This is a genomic window from Tenacibaculum sp. Mcav3-52, assembly GCF_022347665.1.
GTDB classification, from domain to species: Bacteria; Bacteroidota; Bacteroidia; order Flavobacteriales; family Flavobacteriaceae; genus Polaribacter; species Polaribacter mesophilus.
Map to the genome: position 1 here is coordinate 1,134,621 of NZ_JAKRGE010000001.1, position 23,195 is coordinate 1,157,815.

General features: G+C 32.6%; 22 protein-coding genes. 11 read left to right on the top strand and 11 right to left on the bottom strand.

The genetic code is table 11. The features are described 5' to 3' along the window. Nucleotides 1-101: 101 nt before the first annotated feature. Complete coding sequence (locus MHM83_RS05220) at nucleotides 102-2,537, top strand: ATP-binding protein (RefSeq protein WP_239178679.1); 2,436 nt, start codon at nucleotides 102-104, stop codon at nucleotides 2,535-2,537. Here MHM83_RS05220 and MHM83_RS05225 read toward each other — a convergent pair. The 4 genes from MHM83_RS05225 to MHM83_RS05240 form a co-directional block, all read right to left on the bottom strand. Continuing rightward, nucleotides 2,530-3,861 (bottom strand): sigma-54-dependent transcriptional regulator, encoded by a 1,332-nt coding sequence (locus tag MHM83_RS05225; protein WP_159615090.1) that lies wholly within the window; start codon nucleotides 3,859-3,861, stop codon nucleotides 2,530-2,532. The genes MHM83_RS05220 and MHM83_RS05225 overlap by 8 nt on opposite strands. 110 nt (nucleotides 3,862-3,971) lie before the next feature. Continuing rightward, nucleotides 3,972-4,292, bottom strand: coding sequence for a hypothetical protein (locus MHM83_RS05230; protein WP_239178681.1), 321 nt, complete (start codon nucleotides 4,290-4,292; stop codon nucleotides 3,972-3,974). 62 nt (nucleotides 4,293-4,354) lie between these two features. Beyond that, the gene (locus MHM83_RS05235; RefSeq protein ID WP_073184239.1) at nucleotides 4,355-4,663 is read right to left on the bottom strand and encodes a hypothetical protein; all 309 of its coding nucleotides are present in this window, start codon (nucleotides 4,661-4,663) and stop codon (nucleotides 4,355-4,357) included. A 62-nt stretch (nucleotides 4,664-4,725) separates the two neighbouring features. Further along, entirely contained in the window at nucleotides 4,726-5,034 is a 309-nt protein-coding gene (locus MHM83_RS05240; RefSeq protein WP_073184241.1) for a hypothetical protein, read from the bottom strand. Between the two features lie 253 nt (nucleotides 5,035-5,287). Here MHM83_RS05240 and MHM83_RS05245 point away from each other — a divergent pair, with 253 nt between their 5' ends. Next, nucleotides 5,288-7,672 (top strand): penicillin acylase family protein, encoded by a 2,385-nt coding sequence (locus MHM83_RS05245; protein ID WP_239178683.1) that lies wholly within the window; start codon nucleotides 5,288-5,290, stop codon nucleotides 7,670-7,672. A 10-nt stretch (nucleotides 7,673-7,682) separates the two neighbouring features. Here MHM83_RS05245 and MHM83_RS05250 read toward each other — a convergent pair whose 3' ends face one another. The 7 genes from MHM83_RS05250 to MHM83_RS05280 all read right to left on the bottom strand — a co-directional run bounded on the left by MHM83_RS05250 (nucleotide 7,683) and on the right by MHM83_RS05280 (nucleotide 13,625). Next, nucleotides 7,683-8,198: a hypothetical protein gene (locus MHM83_RS05250; RefSeq protein ID WP_239178684.1), complete on the bottom strand. Its 516-nt coding sequence runs from the start codon at nucleotides 8,196-8,198 to the stop codon at nucleotides 7,683-7,685. Nucleotides 8,199-8,287: 89 nt separating this feature from the next. Next, nucleotides 8,288-9,022: a nitroreductase family protein gene (locus MHM83_RS05255; RefSeq protein ID WP_239178685.1), complete on the bottom strand. Its 735-nt coding sequence runs from the start codon at nucleotides 9,020-9,022 to the stop codon at nucleotides 8,288-8,290. 46 nt (nucleotides 9,023-9,068) lie between these two features. After that, nucleotides 9,069-10,442, bottom strand: a complete 1,374-nt coding sequence (locus MHM83_RS05260; RefSeq protein ID WP_239178686.1) for an aldehyde dehydrogenase — start codon at nucleotides 10,440-10,442, stop codon at nucleotides 9,069-9,071. Nucleotides 10,443-10,445: 3 nt separating this feature from the next. After that, nucleotides 10,446-11,477, bottom strand: a complete 1,032-nt coding sequence (locus MHM83_RS05265; RefSeq protein WP_239178687.1) for an alkane 1-monooxygenase — start codon at nucleotides 11,475-11,477, stop codon at nucleotides 10,446-10,448. 29 nt (nucleotides 11,478-11,506) lie between these two features. Beyond that, entirely contained in the window at nucleotides 11,507-12,193 is a 687-nt protein-coding gene (locus MHM83_RS05270; protein WP_073184252.1) for an RluA family pseudouridine synthase, read from the bottom strand. 31 nt (nucleotides 12,194-12,224) lie between these two features. After that, nucleotides 12,225-12,836: a ribosome biogenesis GTP-binding protein YihA/YsxC gene (yihA, locus tag MHM83_RS05275; protein ID WP_073184254.1), complete on the bottom strand. Its 612-nt coding sequence runs from the start codon at nucleotides 12,834-12,836 to the stop codon at nucleotides 12,225-12,227. Nucleotides 12,837-12,860: 24 nt separating this feature from the next. Next, nucleotides 12,861-13,625: an alpha/beta fold hydrolase gene (locus MHM83_RS05280; protein ID WP_073184256.1), complete on the bottom strand. Its 765-nt coding sequence runs from the start codon at nucleotides 13,623-13,625 to the stop codon at nucleotides 12,861-12,863. A 203-nt stretch (nucleotides 13,626-13,828) separates the two neighbouring features. On the opposite strand from MHM83_RS05280, the gene mraZ reads away from it, so the two are divergent. The 9 genes from mraZ to MHM83_RS05325 are packed head-to-tail and all read left to right on the top strand — an operon-like array spanning nucleotide 13,829 to nucleotide 23,184. Further along, complete coding sequence (mraZ, locus tag MHM83_RS05285) at nucleotides 13,829-14,296, top strand: division/cell wall cluster transcriptional repressor MraZ (RefSeq protein ID WP_073184258.1); 468 nt, start codon at nucleotides 13,829-13,831, stop codon at nucleotides 14,294-14,296. Beyond that, on the top strand, nucleotides 14,283-15,179 hold the full coding sequence (rsmH, locus tag MHM83_RS05290) for a 16S rRNA (cytosine(1402)-N(4))-methyltransferase RsmH (protein WP_239178688.1): 897 nt from the start codon (nucleotides 14,283-14,285) through the stop codon (nucleotides 15,177-15,179). Before mraZ ends, rsmH begins: the two co-directional genes overlap by 14 nt. Further along, nucleotides 15,179-15,508 (top strand): FtsL-like putative cell division protein, encoded by a 330-nt coding sequence (locus tag MHM83_RS05295; protein WP_047790362.1) that lies wholly within the window; start codon nucleotides 15,179-15,181, stop codon nucleotides 15,506-15,508. The genes rsmH and MHM83_RS05295 overlap by 1 nt, the downstream gene beginning before the upstream one ends. Before the next feature lie 6 nt (nucleotides 15,509-15,514). Next, the gene (locus tag MHM83_RS05300) at nucleotides 15,515-17,527 is read left to right on the top strand and encodes a penicillin-binding protein (protein WP_239178689.1); all 2,013 of its coding nucleotides are present in this window, start codon (nucleotides 15,515-15,517) and stop codon (nucleotides 17,525-17,527) included. Further along, nucleotides 17,528-18,994: a UDP-N-acetylmuramoyl-L-alanyl-D-glutamate--2,6-diaminopimelate ligase gene (locus tag MHM83_RS05305; protein WP_239178691.1), complete on the top strand. Its 1,467-nt coding sequence runs from the start codon at nucleotides 17,528-17,530 to the stop codon at nucleotides 18,992-18,994. A gap of 3 nt (nucleotides 18,995-18,997) precedes the next feature. Then, nucleotides 18,998-20,224 carry a phospho-N-acetylmuramoyl-pentapeptide-transferase gene (gene mraY, locus MHM83_RS05310; RefSeq protein ID WP_239178693.1) on the top strand — a complete coding sequence of 409 codons (1,227 nt, stop codon included), beginning with the start codon at nucleotides 18,998-19,000 and terminating at the stop codon, nucleotides 20,222-20,224. A 38-nt stretch (nucleotides 20,225-20,262) separates the two neighbouring features. Further along, nucleotides 20,263-20,640, top strand: a complete 378-nt coding sequence (locus MHM83_RS05315; RefSeq protein ID WP_047790366.1) for a four helix bundle protein — start codon at nucleotides 20,263-20,265, stop codon at nucleotides 20,638-20,640. 2 nt (nucleotides 20,641-20,642) lie between these two features. After that, nucleotides 20,643-21,977: a UDP-N-acetylmuramoyl-L-alanine--D-glutamate ligase gene (murD, locus tag MHM83_RS05320; RefSeq protein WP_239178695.1), complete on the top strand. Its 1,335-nt coding sequence runs from the start codon at nucleotides 20,643-20,645 to the stop codon at nucleotides 21,975-21,977. A gap of 16 nt (nucleotides 21,978-21,993) precedes the next feature. After that, nucleotides 21,994-23,184, top strand: coding sequence for an FtsW/RodA/SpoVE family cell cycle protein (locus MHM83_RS05325; protein WP_047790368.1), 1,191 nt, complete (start codon nucleotides 21,994-21,996; stop codon nucleotides 23,182-23,184). Nucleotides 23,185-23,195: the final 11 nt, after the last annotated feature.

The following is a 23,195-nucleotide window of genomic DNA, read 5'->3' on the forward strand; positions in this document are numbered from 1 at the left end:
TCTTTAGGCAAAATAATATCTATTAATAATTCAAAATTTAACAGATATATTTAAAACAAGAAAGACGAAGTATCGTTATTTTTACCAAAGATTATTAATTAATGAAAGAATCTAAACGTAAAATAGCTTTTAAGGTTTTAGTGGGTTATGCTACCCTAGCGATTTTAGCGGTTATTTCAGGAATCTTGTTGTTTTCTGAAATAAAAACATACATAGAGATACAAAAACAAGGAGTTTCTGATAGGAATAATATTATACAAACAGGAGGGTTAATTGCTGATATATATGAAAATGAAAATTTAGGGAGAGCCGCCATTCAGTTAAATTCTTATAAACGATATAATGAATATGTTACCGAGAATAAATTATTGTTGAAAAAAATTGACTCACTTAACTTCATAGCAAAAGACGTATCTAAAACATTTATTTTAGACAGTGTTAAGCTGGTTTTAAATAAAAAACGAAAAAACATAACAAGTTTAAGAAGGTTAAACCAAAGGAATGCTTCAGAAAAATCAATAGATGAGGCTATAGACAAGCTAGGGTCTATAGATTCTTTATTAGGCAAAGGTTCAGTAAAAGATCTTGTAGATAATCCAGATGTTTTTAATAAGAAAACAGGATTAAGTTTAGAAAAGTATTTACGCCTGTTTGATAATGAAGAAGAAGAAGGAGAAGAAAAGCCTGTTAATGTTGAAGAACAAAAGAAAATTGACTCATTAGTTTCTGCATCTAAAGAAATACTTCAAAAAGCGCAGAGAGAAACAGTTATTAAACGTAGATTTTTGAGAATAAAAGAGAGAGAATTAATAGAAAATGATATTATAATTTCAAGAAAATTACGAGAGGTTTTAAATGTACTAGAAAAAGATGTTATTGTTAATGCTAACATAGCTCATAAAAAACATGAAGAAACGTTAGAACGTAGTAGAAACATAATTCTATTAGCAGCTGGAGTAGGTTTTGTAATAATTATACTTTTTTCAATAATAATATTAAATGATTTTTGGAGGAGTCAACATTATAGGCAAGAATTAGAAAGTGCAAATGCAGTTACTTCTTCACTTTTAAAAAGTAGGGAGCAACTAATATCCATGGTAAGTCATGATTTAAGAACTCCTTTAAGCACAATTACCGGTTTTAGCGAGTTATTACAAAAATCAATTACTAGTACTAAAGAGAAAAATTATGTGGTGCATATACAAAATGCATCGGTTTACATGGGACAGCTTGTCGGCGATCTTTTAGAATTTTCTAAATTAGAGAATAGTAAAATAACTATTGAAACTATTCCTTTCGATTTAAAAAGAAATATAGAGGAAGTAGCTAATAGCGCTAAAAGCCTTGTTCAAAATAAACCAATTTCAATAAATGTAAATCATGATGAAAATATAAATTCATTAATTGTTAGTGATCCTTTTAGAATAAAACAAATACTATATAATTTAGTAACTAACGCATGTAAGTTTACAAAAGAAGGTTCAATAACAATAAAAAGTAAGTTAAGAAGCGTAAAAGAAAAAAAATATATAGAGATTAGAGTGATTGATACTGGAGTTGGAATTGGAAAAGATGAACAAGAAAAAGTTTTTAAAGAATTTACGCAAGCACATGAAAAAGAGAATAGGCAAAATGGATTTGGGTTAGGTTTGACCATTTCTAGAAGACTAGCAGAACTTTTGGGAGGATCTTTAACTTTACAAAGTAGTTTAGGAAAAGGCAGTATATTTTCGTTGTTCGTGCCTATTACTTTTGCTGAAGAAAAATCAAATATAAAAGAGATAAGTTCACAAAATAAAAGCCTTAATATTAGTGCTATAATAGTTGAGGATGATGCTTCTTTGAGAATACTTTTGAAAAATGTTTTAGAAGAATTAGGAATAGCGGTAACTTCTTTTAGTAATGCGCAAGAGGCACTAAGTAGAATAGATAATATTATCTATGATTTAGTGCTTACAGATATACAACTTCCTAAAATGAATGGTATTCATTTTATGGAAACCTTAAAAAAACACAAATCTTACACAGGTCAGCCCATTATAGCAATGACAGGGAGAGCAAATTTATCGGAGAATGAATATGTTAAAAATGGTTTTTCAGATGCCATAATAAAACCATTTCACGCTAAAAAATTGGAAGAAATTTTACAGCGATTTTTTGATTTAAAAGCCCAGGAAAAAGATGTGGTTATTAGTAAGATTGACAACGAAATAACAACAAATAGCTTTGATATTACTTCCTTGAAAACATTTTTGAATAATGACGAAGTAGAGATAAAGAAAATATTAAAATCTTTTTTAAAAGATACCGGAGAGAATTTATTGCTATTAAAAGAGTTAGTGAATAATAATGATGTACAGGGGTTTAATGACGTTAGTCATAAAATGTTGGGAATGTTTAGGCAATTAAAAGCTACTAGGGTAATAACTTTTTTAGAAGAATTTGAGGTTAGTAAAGAGATAAACAAAACCTCTTGGAAAGATTTTGAAAAAGAATTAGAAATCTTTTTAGTAGAAATAAAAAAGTATCTCAACTAATATTATGCTCTTTCAGTTTATTATACAAAGTCTTTCTAGTAATATTTAAAAGCTTTGCAGCTTTAGTTTTGTTGTTTTTAGCCTCATGTAAAGCCCTAATAATAAGTTTTTTTTCATTTTCCTTGGTAGAAAATTCATTAGGGATGCTGTATTGATCTTCAGTGTTTTTTAATTCTTCAGGCAACACTTCTTTTTCTATAATTTCTGTCTGAGATAAAAGTGTAGCTCTTTTGATAACATTAGATAACTCTCGTAAGTTCCCTGGCCAGTTATATTGTTGAAATAAAGTTAGTACTTCATGAGAAAAGCCAACGATTGATTTATTGAGTTGTTTGTTGGCTTTTTCTAAAAAGAAATCGGCATAAAGAATTAAATCGTCTTTTCTATCATTTAGATTAGGGACTTTAATAGAAAACTCATTTAAACGATGGTATAAATCTTCTCTAAAATTACCTTTTTCAACAGCTGATAATAAATCTTCATTAGTGGCAGTAATTAAACGAATATCTACCATAATTTCCTTACTGCTTCCCACAGGTTTAATCTTTCTTTCTTGTAAAGCACGTAAAAGTTGTACCTGACTTTCGTAATTTAAATTTCCAACTTCATCTAAAAAAAGAGTACCTCCATTCGCTGCTTCAAAATGTCCTATTTTATCATTTATAGCTCCTGTAAATGATCCTTTTTGATGTCCAAAAAATTCACTTGAGGCAATCTCTTTAGGTATAGCTCCGCAATCCACGGCAATAAAAGGCTTATCTTTACGTAAGCTTTGAGTATGAATTGTACTAGCTACAACTTCTTTACCTGTGCCACTTTCACCTGTAATAAGAACAGACATGTCAGTTGGAGCTACTAAATGGATGTGTTCATAAAGGCTTTTAGAAGCTGCGCTTATACCGGTAACGATATGAGAATTAGAAACTTTTTTATCTTCTTTTTTAGGTTCAGTAATTTGTTCGGTTTTAACTTCCAGAGCATTATTAATTACTTCTAAAACTTCATCAGGATTAAAAGGTTTAGAAATATAATCAAAAGCACCTTGTTTCATAGCTTGAACGGCTGTTGATACTTCAGCATAACTCGTCATTAAAACAACAGGGATGTCGCTATCAGTGTTTTTACTTTGCTTTAATAAATCAATACCATTACCGTCAGGAAGGCGTAAATCAGTAAAAATCAAATTATATGAATTTTCTTTCAATAGAGTAGAGGCATTTTTAATTGTATAACTAACCTCGACAACATATTTGTGTCGTTCTAAAAAATGTTTTAACATGTTAGAAAATGTAACATCGTCTTCTACCAATAAGATATTTTTCATAAAAAAGGTTGCTCTAAATTGTTTAGATAAAAATTCTCTGTAAAAATAAAAAGAGCGTTTTATATGAAAACGCTCTTTTGCTAATAAAATTGAGGAGGGAAATAAAAAAATTACTTTTTAGTATTGTTTACTTCTTTTTCATTTAACAAATTACCTTCTTTATCAATGTAAATAGTCTTCTTGGTGCTTCCTTCACTAACCTCTAGTTTGTACTGCTCTTTTTCATTAATAAAAGCTTTACTTAAGGTAGCCTTAGGGAAACTTTCTTTAATAGAGTTAACCAACGCTGCTGGTAATTTATCTAAAGATATTTCTTGGAATCCATCAGCTACAACTGTGTGAATTGGAGTAATAGGTTTAAGAGTGTTGTTTACTGTTGCGTAAGTTGAAACACCTGTTAAAATTGCTACTGCTAAGATTAATTTTTTCATGATATTAAGTTTTTAAGTTATAATTATTTATTGTTGTAATACTACAAGGGAAATTTATGTGTTTACTTTACCTCTTTAGCGTCTAACCAGTTTCCGTCTTTGTCGGCGAAAACGGTTTTGTTGCCATTTTCTAAAGAAATTTCTAACTTGTATTGTTCTTTACTGTTTACAAAAGCTTTTCCTAGTGTACCTTTAGGAAAACTCTCTTTTACAGCATTCACTACAGCTGAAGGTAATTTATCTAAAGATATTTCTTGAAATCCGTTCTCTACAACTGTATGAATTGGAGTAATAGGTGTAAGAGTGTTATTTACTGTTGCATAAGTTGAAACACCTGTTAAAATTGCTACTGCTAAGATTAATTTTTTCATGATATTAAGTTTTTAAGTTATAATTATTTATTGTTGTAATACTACAAGGGAAATTTATGTGTTTACTTTACTTCTTTAGCGTCTAACCAGTTTCCGTCTTTGTCGGCGAAAACGGTTTTGTTGCCATTTTCTAAAGAAATTTCTAACTTGTATTGTTCTTTACTGTTTACAAAAGCTTTTCCTAGTGTACCTTTAGGAAAACTCTCTTTTACAGCATTCACTACAGCTGAAGGTAACTTATCTAAAGATATTTCTTGAAATCCGTTCTTTACAACTGTATGAGTTGGAGTAATAGGTGTAAGAGTGTTATTTACTGTTGCATAAGTTGAAGCTCCTGCTAAAATCGCTACTGCTAAAATTAAATTTTTCATGATATTAAGTTTTTAAGTTATTTACATATTTGTTTATTGTATAGAAATAAATATGCCATCGACTTTAATTAAATCTTTAAAAACTTTAACGTATTGATTTTTAATAGTATATTGTTTTTTTAGGTTTGGGCAGATAATAGCTTTATGTGTAAAAAGTGTATAAGTAAAGAGTAGAAGTGTGTAAAAATTACACTATTTACCCAAAAAGAGGAGCAATAAATAAATCTGTTATCTTTGAAGAAAATCATCCCTAATGAAGTTATTAAAAAAGTCTTTAAAAATTGTTCTGCTACTTTTAGTGGTATTAAGTGTTGGAATTTGGCTATTTACAAAAACTCTGCATCCAACTTATAAAGGAGAGTTAGAACTTAACTCAATTTCAGATAAAGTTACAGTGTATTATGATGAGGTTGGAGTGCCGCATATCAACGCACAAAATCAACTAGATGCTTATACTGCTTTAGGATATGTACATGCACAAGATAGATTGTGGCAAATGGAGCTTATCAGAAGAATTTCAGCTGGAAGATTAGCAGAAGTTTTTGGAAAAGATTTGGTAAGAGTAGATAAGTTTTTCTCTGGATTAGGAATTGAAGAAGCTGCTGAAAAAACAATTCAAGAATTAGATAAAAATTCAGAAACGTATAAATTAACGGAAGCATATTTAAATGGGGTTAATCAGTTCATAGAAGAAGGAGCAACGCCCTTAGAATTTTATTTAGTAGGATTGGATAAAGAAAATTATACAATTAAAGATGTGTATAATGTTTTTGGTTATATGGCATTTAGTTTTGCAATTGCCCATAAAACTGATCCGTTGTTAACTGAAGTAAAAGAAAAGTTAGGTGAGTCTTATGTAAATGAGTTGTTGAATTCTTTCGATAAAAATTTAACACTGAATAAGACAACTAATAAAGGTACAATTAAAGCAGAGATGTCTATAGCGGTAAGCAAGATTGTAGATCAGTTGCCAGTTGCACCTTTTATAGGAAGTAACTCTTGGGTAATTGCACCACCTAAAGCCAAAAACGGTAAGGTAATTTTTGCGAACGATCCACATATCGCATTTTCTCAACCATCTGTTTGGTATCAAAATCATATAAAAACTCCAGACTTTGAAATCTACGGATTTAATCTGGCTTTGATGCCATTTCCGTTGTTAGGACACAATAAAGAGTATGCTTACGGATTAACAATGTTAGCAAATGACGATTTGAACTTTTATATAGAAGAAAACAATCCAGAAAATTCAATGGAGTACAAAACACCTAATGGATACCAGAAATATGAGTTATGGAACAAGCGTATAAAGGTTAAAGGAGGAAAAGATACTACATATCAAGTTAAAGTTAGTAAACATGGTCCGATTATGAACGGATTAATAGAGCATGTAATAGATGAAAGACCAATTGCAATGAATTGGATTTATACGCAGTTGCCTAATCAATTGTTAGAAGCGTCACACAAAATGTCACATGCAAATTCATTAGAAGACTTTAAAACAGGAACAGCAAAAATTCATGCACCAGGATTAAATGTAATGTATGGAGATGCGAAAGGAAATGTAGGTTGGTTTGCATCAGCTAAACTATATAAGTTAAGAGATAGCCTATCTTCTAAAGTGTATTTAAACGGAGCTTCTGGTAAGGATGAAATTGTAGAATATTTAGACTTTAAAGAAAATCCGCAAGCGGAAAACCCTAGTTGGAATTATGTGTATTCTGCCAATAATCAACCTGATTCCGTGAGAGGGAAGTTGTATCCTGGATATTATCAACCAGAAGATAGAGCAAAACGAATTGTTCAGTTATTAGATCCTAAAAACGATTTTACGAAAGAGGATGTAGCTGAAATGATTTATGATGTTACTTCACCTGTTGTGCCGGAAATAGGAAGAGAGTTGTTAGCAAGTGTAGATAAGTCGTCATTATCTCCTTCGGCTAAAAAAGCATATTCGGTGTTAGAAAAGTGGAATGGAGAATATTTAAAAACCAACGTAGCTCCGACTATTTATAATCGATTTTTGTATGAATTCTTAACTGCTACTTATAAAGATGAGTTAGGAGATAGCTTTCAGTTGTTTATTGATACGCAATTACAAGATCAAGTATTAGCACAACAAGCTAAAAGAGAGCAATCGGTTTGGTGGGATGATATCTCAACAACAGATAAAGTTGAAACTAGAAATGAAATAATTACCACAGCTTTTCAAAAATCCATCACATTTTTACAAAATCAATTAGGAGAGAATGTAGATAATTGGATGTGGAATCGCGTGATTTCAGTGGAATACGAACACGCTATTGGTAAAGCAGGTGGGGTATTACGTAAATTCTTTAATGTAGGTCCGTTTGAAACCATTGGAGGAAATGAAGTGATAAACAATCAGATTTTTAAATTAGATAGCACAGGTGTGTATAAAATTCATGGTGGACCATCAACACGTAGAGTCATTGATTTTTCTGATGTAGAGAATAGCATTGCGATTTTACCAACAGGGCAGTCAGGTAATGTGTTTAGCCCATATTACAAAGACCAAGCTCAAAAATATGTAGATGGTGAGTTTGTAAAAATGAATCTTAATGAAGCAGACGCAAAGAAGAGTGAAAATAAATTGGTGTTTTTACCGAAGAAATAAAAGTACCTCTTTATAGGGGTCCATTTTTTTTGTGAAACTCAGAGGTACATTTGTAGGTATTAGTTAGTAGTCTAAATAGTTTGTTGTTGAGTAAAACTAAATCAGCAGTTAAATCCATGATTTTTATATCATCAACTTTAAATAAACTAGTGACTAAAAACTCAGTTTTTTTTGACTTGTGAGCCCCTAACTCATTTCTGATAAATTTGAATGTAGAAATATTTTCTTTTTTAAATTGACTAATTTCTTTATTCAAGGCTTTGGCGTCTTCAGCTAATTTATGAAAGCTGTTTTTTGTTAGTTCTTTTGTTAACTTGTTGCCAAGTAAAAAGTTTACGTCTGATAAGTACTCAAATACTATTGTAGATGAGATTCTTGAGTAAAATTTCTTTTCCATTTCAGATGTAGCTTTTTTATAATTTAATATCAAAATGGATAAATCGCTTTGTACAATTTTTGAATGTATTGATAATTCAGCCAAGGCAATGTATTTGTTAGATTTTTTTGCTTGTAGACCTTTCAACATTGCATAGTCATTCAATATAGATTCAGGAATTTGATTATTTACACTGTTTTTTAATTTGTCTAAGATTTAAAATAGCTAAAAGATATTAATTAAACTTCTTTATAAACCTCCTCAAAAGGAATTCTAAAACGTTCTCCATATACACCTTCTGGTTTACGAATACCACAAGAAACAATCATATTAATTTCTGCACTAAAAGGTAACCCTAGCAAACGTTTTACACGCCAAGTATCAGAACCTTCCATAGGGCAGGTATCGTATCCTTCAGCAGTCATTGAGAGCATGAATGTTTGTGCTGCTAATCCACAGGTTTTATGTACAACTACGCGCATATCACTATTGCGAACTTCACGGTATATAGGACGGAAAAGACCGACAATAAGAATCATTAAGTATTTAAGATAACCAAAAATTCCGAAGATGTCAAAGTAGGTAAACGGAATCAATTTTCCGTAATAGTTACGCGCTACTTTTTCTCTACTTCGCTGTTCCGATTTCGGATTGTTTTTTCCAAAAACTCTATCCATAAAAGCTAAGTTAGCTTTAGCACGTTTGCGCCATAAATCTTTACGAACCACAAAAACTACTAGTTGTTGTGCAGTTTTAGCTGCATTTTGATTAAAACATAAAGGAGCTATTTTTTCAATAGTTTCTTTTGTGGTAATATGATAAAACTCCCATAGTTGCATGTTACTACTGGTAGGAGCTAAACTAGCTTGTTCTAAACATTTTTTTACAACAGCAGTGTCTATCGTTTTTTCAGGATCGTATACTCTTACTGAACGACGATAGTTAACTGCTTCTGATACGGTTTTTTCACTCATTTATATAGGTGTCTTGATTCTTGTGTCTATTTGTCTTTTATCTAATTTATCCTAGTTTCATTAAGGTTTTTAATTGCTGTAATTTTCCTTTGTATGGAGCATATCGAGTAGGAACATCTAACCAAGTTCCGCGAGAAACCACTCCTTTATGATGAGAAAACGTATCAAAAGTTTTTTTTCCATGATAACTGCCTATACCGCTTTCACCCACGCCACCAAAAGGCAACCTATGATTAGCAAAATGCACAGTGGTATCGTTTATGGTTCCGCCTCCAAATGAATAACGTTGAATCATCTTTTTAGCAAATGAATTTCTATTGGTGAAAACATATAAAGCTAAAGGCTTATCATATTTAGCGGTAATTTTTTCAATGTCAGCTTCATTTTCGTAAGAAATTAGTGGGAAAATAGGACCGAAAATCTCTCCTTTCATTACTTCACTATCCAAACTAGGTTCGTTAATTAATGTTGGGGCAATGTAGCGATCGTCTCTATCAGTTTGTCCGCCAATCACACACTTTTCATTTTCTAGCATCAAAGCTAGCCTATCAAAGTTTTTAGTGTTTACTATGCGTGAGAAATCTGGAGAGTTTTGAGGGTTTTTTCCGTAAGTTCTAAAAATTTCATCTTTAAATTGTTGTATAAATTGCTCTTTTACTGATTTGTGTATCAATAAATAATCAGGAGCAATACAAGTTTGCCCACCGTTAATGAATTTTCCCCAAACCAAACGTTTTGCAGTCAATTTAATATTGGCAGTTTCGTCAACAATACATGGACTTTTTCCGCCCAATTCTAAAGTGACAGGTGTTAAATAATTGGCAGCAGCTTTGGCTACAATTTTACCCACGGGAACACTCCCAGTAAAGAAAATATAATCCCAGCGTTGTGCTAATAACTCTGTAGAAATAGGTACTCCACCTTCTACGACGGCAACGTGATTTTTATCAAAAACAGCTTCAATAATTTCTTTGGTAATCTTACTCGTATGAGGTGTCAACTCTGAAGGTTTTAAAACAACTGTATTTCCTGCTGCAATAGCACCTAGTAGAGGGGCAAATGCGAGTTGATAAGGATAATTCCATGGGGCGATGATAATTACAGTTCCGTAAGGTTCTTTATAAATTTTTGCAGAGGAAGGAAAATTTAATAATGAAGGTAATACACGTTTAGGTTTGCTCCAGGAATGAATGTTCTTTATTGCCATTTTTAATTCGGCTAAAACGATAGAAGTCTCAGTCATGACTGCTTCGTATTCTGGTTTTTTAAAGTCATCATGTAATGCTTTTATGATGTCTTTTTCTCTTGTAATAAGCTCTTTTTGTAATTTTTTTAAGGCGCTTTTTCTAAAAGAAATATCTTTGGTTTGTTGAGTAGCAAAATAGTTTTTTTGCGACTGAACCAATTCGGGAATATTCATAAGCTATAAGTCTTGTATTTTTTTATTCATTATTGAAAACCATAATGGAGGAACCAAGGCTACCAGCATCATACCCGGGTATCCTGTTGGCATTTGTGGACTCTCTGGTAATGATTTTAAGAGCTGATAATGTTTGCTTCCGTTATAGTGATGGTCAGAGTGACGGGATAAATTAAACAACATTAACATACCAATTCTGTGATCAGAATTCCATGAATGCGTTCTTTTTACACGCTCATAACGACCTTTTTCATTCTGTTTACGTAGTAGTCCATAATGTTCTATATAGTTTACAGTTTCAAGTAATAAAATTCCAAAAACAGCAGCGGTGATAAAAGCTAGTAATGCTTTTAATCCGAATAAAAAGAAAATACCAGCTAATAAAAGAATGTTACAGAGTGTGTAAATGAGCATTCTATTTTGTAAGTGAAACCAGCTTCTTTCTGATTTTTTTAAACGTGTATTTTCCACTTCCCAAGCTTGATAATAGCTTTGAAAATGAGAACGAATCCAAAACAGGTAAACAATTTCATTTCTTCTTGCAGTTGCGGCGTCTTTTGGAGTGGCTACATTAAAATGATGTCCTGCATTATGGTAGGGTAGAAAGTGGGTGTTTAATGAAGTTAGTAGTAAAATTTCTCCTAAAAGCTCATCAAAACGGTTGTTTCTATGTCCTAACTCATGCCCAACATTAATACCAATAACGCCACATAGCAAGCCCATAGCTGAGATTTTTCCTATATATTCTAAGATAGTTAATTGTGTGTCTTTCATTATCCATAAAAACCACACTAGGAAAACTAATTGAATAGGTACCATTGCGTATAGAATATAGGTGTAGAGTCTATTTTCTTTTTCTTGCGCTTCTTGTTCTTTATTGAAATTATTTTTATCAGGTTTAAAAAGTAATTCGAGAAGAGGAACTAAGCCGAAGAAAACAAGTAAAGGTAAAAGTGTTAACCATCCCATATTTGTAAACGAAATGTAAACAGTGATAGGGAGTGTTAAAATCGTTAAAAATTTAAGAGCTTTCATCTTGGGTGAAATTTGTCTAAATATACAAATTACAAACAAGCATCCCAAACGGGGTCAGAAGGAGTTGGAGCGGTAACCTTAATAGGTTCTTTGCTAACAGGGTGTGTAAATTGAATTTTTCGAGCATGTAAATGAATACTTCCGTCTTTGTTGCTTCTTTTAGCACCGTATTTTAAATCTCCTTTTATAGTAGAGCCAATGTTAGAAAGTTGTACGCGAATTTGATGGTGACGTCCAGTTTCCAAGTCGACCTCTAATAATGAATAATTATCTAGTTTTTTAAGCGTTTTGTAGTGAAGTATAGCTTTTTTACTTCCGTTAACCTCTTTAGTGTAAGCGGTCGATTTGTTATTTTTTGGATTCTTTTTTAAGTAATTTGTTAAGGTATCGGTTGCTTTTTTAGGTTGCTGTTGAACCACTGCCCAGTATGTTTTTTTAATGGTTTTGTCACGTAACATTTTATTTAGTCGTTCTAAGGCTTTTGAAGTACGTGCGTAGATAACGATACCTGTAGTAGGGCGATCTAGCCTGTGAACGGTTCCTAAAAATACGTTTCCAGGTTTGTTGTATTTATCTTTAATATATTCTTTAACAACATCTAAAAGTGGTTTGTCGCCTGTTTTGTCACCTTGCACTATATCACCAGCCCGCTTATTAATCACTATAATGTGATTGTCTTCATGTAAAACTTGTAAGTTTTCTTTTGTAGAGTGCATTATTAATACTTCCCTTAAGGTATGGTGAAAATTATTTAAAATTCTCCGCTACATCTTCGTTAACTTGATCAATAAAGTTTAAAAACTCATCTCGCCCCATTCCTGTAGAAGATGAGGTAACAAAAGAAATTGGTAATTCCTCCCAGTAATTTAATAATTTCTTTTTGTAAGTGGTAATTTGTTTGTTGAGTTTAGAGCTCCCTAGTTTATCAGCTTTGGTAAAAACAATACAAAACGGAATGCGGTTTTCACCTAAAAACTGCATGAATTCCAAATCTATTTTTTGTGGATCGTGGCGAGAATCGATTAAAACAAAAGTACAAACCAGCTGTTCACGTTCTTTAAAATAGTTTTCAATAAAAAATTGAAAAATTTGACGCTTTTTTTTAGAAACCTGTGCATAACCATATCCAGGAAGATCTACTAAAAACCATTCGTTATTAATTTTAAAATGGTTAATAAGTTGTGTCTTCCCTGGTTTACCAGAGGTTTTTGCCAAATCTTTACGCTCCATCAACATATTGATTAATGAAGATTTTCCGACATTTGATCGACCTATAAAAGCGTACTCAGGTATTCTGTCTTTAGGAGCCTTGGTAACATTGCTGTTACTCATTACAAATTCAGCAGATTTTATTTTCATACTATAATTAAGCTAGTTTAGCTGTTATATTTCGCGTTTAGAAAGCCACCCTTCTAAAATTTTATTAAATTCTTCTGGTGTTTCCATCATAGCTGCATGTCCGCATTTGTCAATCCAGAATAAATCGGCATCAGGTAAAAGTTTTTTGAAGTCTTCAGCAACTTCAGGTGGAGTAACACTGTCTTGTTTTCCCCAAATTAAACAGGTAGGTTGTTTCATGTTGGGTAAATCTTTAGCCATGTTATGACGAATGGCACTTTTAGCAATGGCTAGTGTTCTAATCAATGTATTTCTATCATTTATAACATCGTACACTTGATCAACAAGTTCGTCTGTAGCAATAGCTTTATCGTAAAAAACATCTTGCGCTTTTTTTCTAACAAACTCTTTGTCTCCTCTCTTAGGGTAGCTATCACCCATTGAGTTTTCGTACAAACCTGAGCTACCAGTTAAAACTAATGCTTTAACATCTTCAGAATAGTGTTTTGTATAGTATAAAGCTATATGTCCGCCTAGAGAATTTCCTAATAGAGTAACATTTTTAAGCCCTTTATACTCTATGAAATCATGTAAAAACTTGGCTAAATTTTTTACATTAGTTTTAAGGAGGGGTAATGTGTATAAGGGTAACTCTGGTATAAAAACTTGATATCCTTTTTTTGAAAGATGATTAAAAGTGGAACCAAAATTACTAAGAGCTCCCATTAACCCGTGAAGAATGATAATTGGGCTTCCTTCTCCTGCTTCAGCATATGTAAATTTGTCTTCTTTCTTTAAAAATTCAGTCATATATGTTTTTGATTTGACTTAACCACAAATGTAGTTCTTTTTTATCACTTTTTCATTTTTATTATTTACTGTGTAGGCGAGTCTTTTAAGTGGTTTATTTTGAGTTTTTTATCTCCAGAAGTAAAACTTATCAACAAAGTGGTAAAAAGTGGTAAAAAGTGGTAAATATTTTTTATTTTTGATGCAAACTATAGATTCTTTACGTGGTAAGTTTAATTGGAACATATGAGTGCAAGGTAGATGCTAAAGGGAGGTTGATGATGTCGTCAGCGTTCAAGAAGCAATTGTCTTCTGTGTTGCAAGAAGGGTTTGTGATTAAACGTTCTGTTTTTCAGTCTTGTCTGGAGTTGTATCCAATGCAAGAATGGAATCTGGTAATGGCAAAAATCAATAAACTAAATCGATTTGTAAAGAAAAATAATGATTTTATCAGAAGGTTTACTGCCGGTGTGAAAATGGTGGATGTAGATGCTTCAGGGAGAGTCTTGATTCCGAAAGATTTATGTCAGTTTGCGGGTATTGAAAAGCAAGTGGTGCTCTCTTCTGCAGTGAATATTATTGAAATTTGGGATAAGGATAAGTACGAAAAAGTAATTGATGATGCTGTTGTTGATTTTGCTGAGTTAGCAGAAGAAGTAATGGGTAATACGGAAGTAGATGAGTTATCATAATCCAGTTTTATTGAAAGAAAGTGTTGATGCACTTAGTATAAAGGAAGATGGAGTTTATGTGGATGTTACCTTTGGAGGAGGGGGGCATTCTAGAGAAATATTAAGTCGATTAGGTGAAAAAGGAAGATTGTTTGCCTTTGATCAAGATCCTGATGCGCAACAAAATAAAATTGACGATCCGCGTTTTGTGTTGATTGGAGAGAATTTTCGATTCATATCGAGGTTTTTGCGCTTTTATGGTGTTAGGAAAGTAGATGGGGTGCTGGCTGATTTAGGAGTGTCTTCACATCAGTTTGATGAAGCAGAAAGAGGTTTTTCTACTCGTTTTGATGCAGATTTGGACATGCGAATGGATCAGAAATCTGAATTATCAGGAAAAAAAATAATCAATACCTATAGTGAGGAAGATTTGGCGGATGTGTTGTTTTTGTATGGAGAATTGCGGAATGCGCGAACCTTGGCGAAAACTATTGTTGAGGCAAGAGTTGATAGAGAAATTAAAACGAGCTTTGAGTTAAAAGAAGTGTTGCGAAAATTTCTTCCGAAAGCAAAAGAACATAAAATACTAGCGCAAATTTTTCAAGCAATACGAATAGAAGTGAATCAGGAGTTGGAGGTGTTGAAAGAATTTTTGCAGCAAATCCCAGACTTGTTAAATGAAGAAGGTAGATTGAGTGTGATCTCATATCATTCTTTAGAAGATAGGTTGGTGAAACGATTTATAAGGACCGGATTGTTTAGTGGTGAACCAGAAAAAGATTTTTATGGTAATACCAGTGAACCACTTAAAAAAGTTGGTAAAATGATTGTGCCAACAAAAGAGGAGATAAAAGAAAATAATAGAGCACGTAGTGCGAAACTAAGAATAGCAACATTAAAGTAATGTCAATAGTAAGAAAGGGTATATACGATCTTTTAAGAGGTAGTTTTCTTACGGATGAAAGCTCGTTTAAGAATTGGCGAATTTTGATTTTTACAGTTGTTTTACTATTAGTGATGATCTATAGTTCGCATAGTGCCGATGCAAAAGTGGTGCAAATAGCAGTGCTTAATAAGAAGAAAAGAGAGTTGCGGGCTGAAGATGTGGACACGAGTACTCAATTAATGCGAATGAAGTTAGAGAGTAGTATTCGAGATAAAGTAAAAAACAAAGGGTTGTACCCTGCAAAAAAACCGCCCCAAAAAATAAAAGTAACATATAATAAAGAGTAATATAAAATGGTAGTAAAAAAAGGCATATTAAACAAACTCTACGTGATTGTTGTTTTAATGACGCTTTTCTTTGTAGTTATCATTTTTAGACTTTTTAAACTTCAATATGTAGAAGGAGATAAGTATAGGAATCTTTCTGAAGAAGAAACAGTTAAAAACGATACTATTTTTGCAAATAGGGGAAATGTGTATGCGGCAGATGGAAATTTGTTGGCAACCTCTATGTCAAAATTTACCATTCGAATGGATGTGGTGGCGGTAGATTCTGAGATTTTTGAAAAAAATATCCGAGCACTTTCTGAGTCGCTTTCTGGATTGTTAGGGAAATCAGCTAGTTACTATCAAAAGAAGTTGCGTAATGCAAAAAAACGTAGAAACCGATATTTGTTAATAGCCCGTAATGTAGGATATAATGATTATGTGAAAATGAAAAGCTTTCCCATTTTTAATAGAGGGGTGTATCGAGGAGGCTTTATCGCGGAACAAAAAACAGTGAGAGTTCACCCAATAGGAAAAATAGCTGAACGTACAATTGGTTACGATGATTACAGAGGTGGGGCAGGAATTGAAGGTGCTTTTGCGGATTATATGCAAGGTGAAAACGGTTGGCGTTTAAAACAAAAGATAGCTAAAGGGCAATGGAAGCCTATTAATGATGTAAATGAGAAGGAGCCTGTAGATGGAAGTGATGTAATTACTACAATAGATGTAAATGTTCAAGATATAACGCATCATGCTCTGTTAAGACAGATGGAGTATTTTGAAGCAGATCATGGTTGTGCTGTAGTGATGGAAGTGGAAACAGGAGAGATTAAAGCGATTTCTAATTTAGGGAGGACTTCTAAAGGGAGGTATTACGAAAAAAGAAACTATGCTGTTTGGGAGAGTCACGAGCCTGGGTCAACTTTTAAGTTAGCTAGCTTAATGGTGGCTTTAGAAGATAAAGTTGTAGATACTTCAACTGTGGTAGATTGTGAAAAAGGAAGAATTTATATTAATAATCGTAAAGTAGAAGATAGTAAAAGAGGAGGGTACGGAAAAATATCATTAGGAAGGGTATTTGAGGTTTCTTCAAATGTTGGAATTGTGAAAACAATACAAAAGTACTACGATAAAAATCCTAAAAAATTCACGGATAGAATTAAGTCTTTTGGGTTGGATCAATTAACAGGTGTTAAAATCAAAGGAGAAGGAAAGCCTTATATACCAGAACCAACAGAGAAAAGTTGGAGCCCTATTTCATTAGAGTGGATGGCTTGGGGTTATGGGGTTTCTCTTACGCCGTTACAAACACTAGCGTTTTACAATGCAGTCGCAAATGACGGAAAGTTGGTAAAGCCATATTTTGTAAAAGAGCTAAGAGTAGGAGGTAAAGTTGAAGAAAGCTTTGGAACAGAAGTAGTAAAAGAAAAAATAGCATCACAAGAAACCTTAGATAAGGTACGAAAAGTGATGGAAAATACTATAAAATACGGAACAGGTAAAGGAATTTATTCACCAAACTTTTCTATGGCAGGAAAAACAGGAACGGCAAAAAAATACATTCCTAGAACTAAAAATGCTAAGGGAGAATATGAAGGAGGGTATTATTCAAATCAAAAGTATGTGGCTTCTTTTGCAGGTTTCTTTCCCGCAGATGAACCAAAATACTCTTGCATTGTAGTAGTTCATAGTCCTAAAAAAGAAAAAGGATATTACGGGGCTACGGTTGCTGCTCCTATATTTAAAGAAATAGCTCAAAAAATTTATACGTCAACAGCAATTAATAATCAGCTTGTTTCTGATGATATTTCAGAAGAGGTTCTTGAAAGGGAGTATCAAGAATACTATCAAAAACTAAGGAAGTATAAAACAATTATGCCTAAAGTTTTAGGTATGAGTGGAATGGATGCAATTGCATTATTAGAGAATATGGGGTTAAAAGTTAAATTTTCAGGAGTAGGAAAAGTAACAGAACAGTCCATAGATAGGGGGCAAAAAGTCTCAAAAGGTGCAACGATATATTTAAAATTATCATAGTTGAAGAAATTAAAAGACATATTATATAAGGTAGCGGTAAAAGAAGTTTACGGAAGCACTGATGTTGATATAAACAATATTCAGTTTGATAGTAGACAAGTGCAGGAAGAAGATGTTTTTGTAGCTCAAAAAGGAGTGACAGTAGACGGGCATCAGTTTATAGCGAAAGCAGTATCGTTGGGTGCTAAGACTGTTATCTGTGAGTCTTTACCAGACATTAAAAATGAAGAGGTTACTTATGTAAAAGTAGAAGATTCTAATACGGCATTAGCAATAATAGCAGCAAATTATTATAACAACCCGTCAAAAAGCTTGCAGTTAGTAGGAGTAACAGGAACAAATGGTAAAACTACAATTGCAAGCTTATTGTACCAACTGTTTAAAAAAGCAGGATATAAAGTGGGGTTGTTATCAACTGTGCGAGTAATGATTGATGAAGAAGAATATAAAGCAACACATACAACACCAAATTCAGTAGCAATAAATCAGTATTTATCAAAAATGGTAGAAGCTGGAGTTGATTATTGTTTTATGGAGGTAAGTTCTCATGGAATACATCAAAAACGTACTGAAGGCTTAGAGTTTGCAGGAGGAGTGTTTACAAACTTATCGCATGATCATTTAGATTATCATGAAACATTTGCAGAGTATCGTGATGTAAAAAAATTGTTTTTTGATTCGTTACCAAAAACAGCATTTGCTTTGGTGAATTTAGATGATAAAAACGGACAAATAATGTTGCAAAACACAAAGGCGAATAAACAAACTTATGCGCTTAAAACAATCGGAGATTTTAAAGCAAAAGTGTTAGAAAAACGTCTTTCAGGAACTTTGTTAACAATCAATGGAGTAGAAGTTTGGACGAAGTTAATAGGGGAATTTAATGCGTACAACTTGTTAGCTATTTATGGAGTAGCAGAGTTGTTGGGACTAGAGAAAATAGAAATTTTACGTATTGTAAGTGAGTTGGAAAGTGTGAGTGGAAGATTTCAATATACAGTTTCTGATGAGGGAGTTACAGCAATAGTAGATTATGCACATACACCAGACGCACTAAAAAATGTATTACAAACTATTAATGATATCCGAACAGGAAATGAAACTGTGATTACAGTTGTAGGTTGTGGTGGAGATAGAGATATAACAAAGCGTCCAAAAATGGCATTAATTGCTTCTCAATTAAGTGATCAAGTTGTTTTTACTTCAGATAACCCTAGAACAGAAGACCCTCAATCGATAATTGATGAAATGGAAACTGGAGTTGCGGCAGAAAATTATAAAAAAACACTATCAATTGTAGACCGAAGACAGGCTATAAAAACAGCTTGTAAACTAGCAACTTCAGGAGATATTGTACTTATTGCAGGAAAAGGTCATGAAACCTACCAGGAAATAAATGGTGTTAGGCATCATTTTGATGATTTAGAAGAAGTAACCAGCTATTTTAATCAACTAAAAAAACACTAACGAATGCTGTATTATTTATTTCAATATTTAGAAAGTGAATTTAGCTTAACAGGAGCAAGTGTGTTTCAATTCATCACATTTCGATCTGCAATGGCATTCATATTGTCTTTATTGATTTCAACCATTTTTGGTAAAAAAATAATTAATTACTTAAGAAGACAACAAGTAGGTGAAACTGTAAGGGATTTAGGTTTAGATGGTCAAGTACAAAAAGCAGGAACACCAACTATGGGAGGTGTAATTATAATCCTTGCAACATTAATTCCTGTGTTATTCTTAGCAAAGCTAGAAAATATATACATCATCATTTTATTGATTACCACTGTTTGGATGGGGCTTATTGGTTTTGCGGATGATTACATCAAAGTATTTAAAAAAGATAAGGCTGGTTTAAAAGGAAAATTTAAGGTTTTAGGACAAGTAGGGTTAGGTATAATCGTAGGTTCTATGCTGTATTTTCACCAAGATGTAACCATCAAAGAACAACTGCCAACTTCAGAACAAGTTGTGCAAGTAGATGGTAAAAAGAAGGTGTTTGGAGAAGCGCATAAATCGACAAAAACAACAGTTCCTTTTTTAAAGAATAACGAGTTAGATTATGCAAAAGCATTAAGCTTCTTAGGAGATGGATATGAAAAATATGGATGGATAATCTTCATTTTTGTTACCGTTTTTATCGTTACAGGAGTTTCAAACGGCGCAAATTTAACAGATGGTATTGATGGATTAGCAGCAGGTTCATCAGCAATTATGGTAATAACGCTGGCAATTTTTGCTTGGGTATCTGGTAATATCATTTTTGCAGACTATTTAGACGTAATGTACATCCCAAAATCTGGAGAAATGACTGTGTTTATTTTAGCGTTTGCAGGAGCTTTAATCGGTTTTCTATGGTATAATACTTATCCAGCACAAGTGTTTATGGGCGATACTGGAAGTTTAACTATTGGAGGTATCATAGCGGTAATAGCAATTGCCATAAGAAAAGAATTGTTACTGCCAGTTTTAGCAGGAATATTTGTGGTTGAGAATTTATCGGTAATACTACAAGTATCATGGTTTAAGTACACAAAGAAGAAGTTTGGAGAAGGAAGACGAATATTTAAAATGTCTCCTCTACATCATCATTATCAAAAACTAAACTATCATGAAAGTAAAATTGTAGTACGATTTTGGATTGTAGGAATTTTATTAGCGGTATTTACCATAGTAACATTGAAGTTAAGATAAAGGAGATTTTGGAGTTGTGATTTAAGATATAAGACTGAATGAAAGAACAGATTAAAAATAGAACTAAACAATTTGCTATTGATTGTTGGAGGTTATGTAAAGAGTATCCTAAAACAAGAGAATTTGATGCATATTGTAGACAATTGATAAGATGTTCTAGTTCGGTTGGAGCTAATTATAGGGCTGCTTGTAGGGCAAAATCTTCAGCTGACTTTATTCATAAATTAAAAATTGTTGAAGAAGAAGTAGATGAAAGTATGTTTTTTTTAGAGGTTTTTATGTCAATCCATGAAAATAATCAAGAAGAATTGAAAAGGTTGCATAATGAGGCAAACGAGTTGACTTCAATTATTGTAGCTTCTATAAAAACAGTTAAAAGTAAATCATCAATCAATAAATCTAAAATCATTAATTAAAAATGAAAAGATTAGTTGTGCTTGGTGGAGGAGAAAGTGGTGTAGGAACAGCGCTTTTAGGGAAGCAAAAAGGATATGAGGTTTTTGTTTCAGATAAAGGAGGTATAGCAGAGCGGTATAAAAAAGTTCTTTTACACAACTCAATCGATTTTGAAGAAAATCAACATACAGAAGATAAAATTCTAAATGCTGATGTGGTAATGAAAAGCCCTGGGATTCCAGAAAAAGTTGTACTTGTGCAAAAGTTAGTTTCAAAAGGAATTAAAGTGATTTCAGAAATAGAATTCGCTGCTCAGTTTACAGAAGCAACTATTGTGGGGATTACAGGCTCAAATGGAAAAACAACCACAACCATGCTGGTACATTATGTGTTAAAAAAAGCAGGTTTAAATGTGGGAGTTGGAGGGAATATAGGTGATAGTTTCGCTGAACAAGTGGTTGAAGATAAGTATGACGAATATGTATTGGAATTAAGCAGTTTTCAGTTAGATGGAATTGAAAAATTTAAACCACATATTGCAATAATCACCAATATAACACCAGATCATTTAGATCGATATGAATATGAATTTGATAACTATATAAACTCAAAATTCAGAATTACAAAAAATCAAACGAAAGATGATTTTTTAATATATGATGCCGATGACGAAGTAATTCAAAATTGGTTAAAAAATAACAAAACAGAGGCAACGCTAGTGCCATTTTCAATGGAAAAAGAATTAGAGTACGGGGCTTTTTTAAGACAAGACACGATAATAATGAAATTTAATACAGAAGAAAAATTAATGAAGGTTTCTGAGCTAACATTACAAGGAAAGCATAACACAAAAAATGCAATGGCTACATCAATGGCAGCAAGGTTATTGAAAGTAAGAAAAGAAACAATTGCAGAAAGTTTGTCTGATTTTGAAGGAGTAGAACATCGTTTAGAAAAAGTGCAAAAAGTAAATGGAATTGAATTCATTAACGATAGTAAAGCTACAAATATAAATGCGGTCTTTTATGCGTTGGAGTGTATGGACAATCCAACAGTTTGGATTGTAGGAGGGGTTGATAAAGGAAATGATTATACAGATTTACTACCTTTAGTAAGAGAAAAAGTAAAAGCAATAGTTTGTTTAGGGTTAGATAACCAAAAAATCATAGACACTTTTGCGAATGTAGTAGATGTTATGGTAGAAACTGCTGGAGCAGAAGAAGCAGTAAAAGTAGCTTATAAAATAGCGCAAAAAGGAGATACAGTATTGTTGTCACCAGCATGTGCAAGTTTTGATTTATTTGATAGTTATGAAGATAGAGGAAGAAAATTTAAAGAAGCTGTAAGAAATATATAAAGTACACTAAAGATTGATGAAAAACATCTTTCGACATATTAAAGGAGACCGAGCCATTTGGGCTATAGTTGCGATGTTGGCAATATTTTCATTTATGCCAATATACAGTGCAAGTACCAATTTGGTATACGTAGTAGGAAATGGATCTACCTTAGGGCATTTAGTAAAACATATTGTATTATTAATTACAGGGTTTGCAGTCATTTATGGAGTACATAAAATACCATATAGATATTTTAGTGGAGGTTCTGTATTAATGCTTCCTGTAGTTGTTTTACTGCTGGTTTTTACCTTAGCACAAGGAACTACCATTGGAGGAGCAAATGCAAGTAGGTGGATTCGTATTCCGTTTGTAGGTATTGGATTTCAAACCTCTACATTGGCAGGTTTGGTATTGATGGTATATGTTGCTCGATACTTGGCAAAAAATAAAGAAAAAATAATTTCTTTTAAGGAAAGTTTGTTGCAGTTATGGCTTCCAGTAGGTTTAGTATTGGTGTTAATATTACCAGCTAATTTTTCAACTACAGCCATGGTGTTCTTTATGATTTTAATGGTCTCGTTTATTGGAGGGTATCCACTAAAATATATAGGATATATATTAGGAATAGGACTTTTTGCTTTTCTGTTTTTTATCTTAGTAGCTAAAGCATTTCCAGATGCAATGCCCAATCGTGTAAACACATGGAAAAGTAGAATTGAAAGCTTTTCTCAGTCTGATGGTGAAGAAGATTACCAAGTAGAAAAAGCCAAAATAGCAATTGCAACAGGAGGAGTAATAGGAAAAGGGCCAGGGAAAAGCGTACAGAAAAACTTTTTACCACAATCCTCATCCGATTTTATCTATGCAATTATAGTTGAAGAATACGGTTTTGCTGGAGCGATAGTGGTAATATTTATTTATTTCTTGTTGCTTTTCAGAATCTTAATAACTGCCAAAAAGGCTACAACCATATTTGCGACTTTATTAGTTGTAGGTGTGGGAATTCCCATTGTTTTTCAAGCAATGATTAACATGGCGGTAGCAGTGAATATTTTACCAGTAACAGGACAAACACTCCCGCTAATTAGTAGTGGAGGTACCTCAATTTGGATGACATGTTTCGCATTAGGAATGATTTTAAGCGTAAGTGCTTCTAAAAACGAAACTGAAGAAACAATTTTAGATGATAACCCTTTAGATATTTTACATGAAACGCTGGACTAAAAATACAGATG

Excerpts from the sequence above, each read along its gene's own strand:
- MHM83_RS05220 (WP_239178679.1), top strand. The coding sequence starts at position 102 with ATGAAAGAATCTAAACGTAAAATAGCTTTTAAGGTTTTAGTGGGTTAT.
- MHM83_RS05225 (WP_159615090.1), bottom strand. The coding sequence starts at position 3,861 with ATGAAAAATATCTTATTGGTAGAAGACGATGTTACATTTTCTAACATG.
- MHM83_RS05230 (WP_239178681.1), bottom strand. The coding sequence starts at position 4,292 with ATGAAAAAATTAATCTTAGCAGTAGCAATTTTAACAGGTGTTTCAACT.
- MHM83_RS05235 (WP_073184239.1), bottom strand. The coding sequence starts at position 4,663 with ATGAAAAAATTAATCTTAGCAGTAGCAATTTTAACAGGTGTTTCAACT.
- MHM83_RS05240 (WP_073184241.1), bottom strand. The coding sequence starts at position 5,034 with ATGAAAAATTTAATTTTAGCAGTAGCGATTTTAGCAGGAGCTTCAACT.
- MHM83_RS05245 (WP_239178683.1), top strand. The coding sequence starts at position 5,288 with ATGAAGTTATTAAAAAAGTCTTTAAAAATTGTTCTGCTACTTTTAGTG.
- MHM83_RS05250 (WP_239178684.1), bottom strand. The coding sequence starts at position 8,198 with ATGTTGAAAGGTCTACAAGCAAAAAAATCTAACAAATACATTGCCTTG.
- MHM83_RS05255 (WP_239178685.1), bottom strand. The coding sequence starts at position 9,022 with ATGAGTGAAAAAACCGTATCAGAAGCAGTTAACTATCGTCGTTCAGTA.
- MHM83_RS05260 (WP_239178686.1), bottom strand. The coding sequence starts at position 10,442 with ATGAATATTCCCGAATTGGTTCAGTCGCAAAAAAACTATTTTGCTACT.
- MHM83_RS05265 (WP_239178687.1), bottom strand. The coding sequence starts at position 11,477 with ATGAAAGCTCTTAAATTTTTAACGATTTTAACACTCCCTATCACTGTT.
- MHM83_RS05270 (WP_073184252.1), bottom strand. The coding sequence starts at position 12,193 with ATGCACTCTACAAAAGAAAACTTACAAGTTTTACATGAAGACAATCAC.
- yihA (WP_073184254.1), bottom strand. The coding sequence starts at position 12,836 with ATGAAAATAAAATCTGCTGAATTTGTAATGAGTAACAGCAATGTTACC.
- MHM83_RS05280 (WP_073184256.1), bottom strand. The coding sequence starts at position 13,625 with ATGACTGAATTTTTAAAGAAAGAAGACAAATTTACATATGCTGAAGCA.
- rsmH (WP_239178688.1), top strand. The coding sequence starts at position 14,283 with ATGAGTTATCATAATCCAGTTTTATTGAAAGAAAGTGTTGATGCACTT.
- MHM83_RS05295 (WP_047790362.1), top strand. The coding sequence starts at position 15,179 with ATGTCAATAGTAAGAAAGGGTATATACGATCTTTTAAGAGGTAGTTTT.
- MHM83_RS05300 (WP_239178689.1), top strand. The coding sequence starts at position 15,515 with ATGGTAGTAAAAAAAGGCATATTAAACAAACTCTACGTGATTGTTGTT.
- mraY (WP_239178693.1), top strand. The coding sequence starts at position 18,998 with ATGCTGTATTATTTATTTCAATATTTAGAAAGTGAATTTAGCTTAACA.
- MHM83_RS05315 (WP_047790366.1), top strand. The coding sequence starts at position 20,263 with ATGAAAGAACAGATTAAAAATAGAACTAAACAATTTGCTATTGATTGT.
- murD (WP_239178695.1), top strand. The coding sequence starts at position 20,643 with ATGAAAAGATTAGTTGTGCTTGGTGGAGGAGAAAGTGGTGTAGGAACA.
- MHM83_RS05325 (WP_047790368.1), top strand. The coding sequence starts at position 21,994 with ATGAAAAACATCTTTCGACATATTAAAGGAGACCGAGCCATTTGGGCT.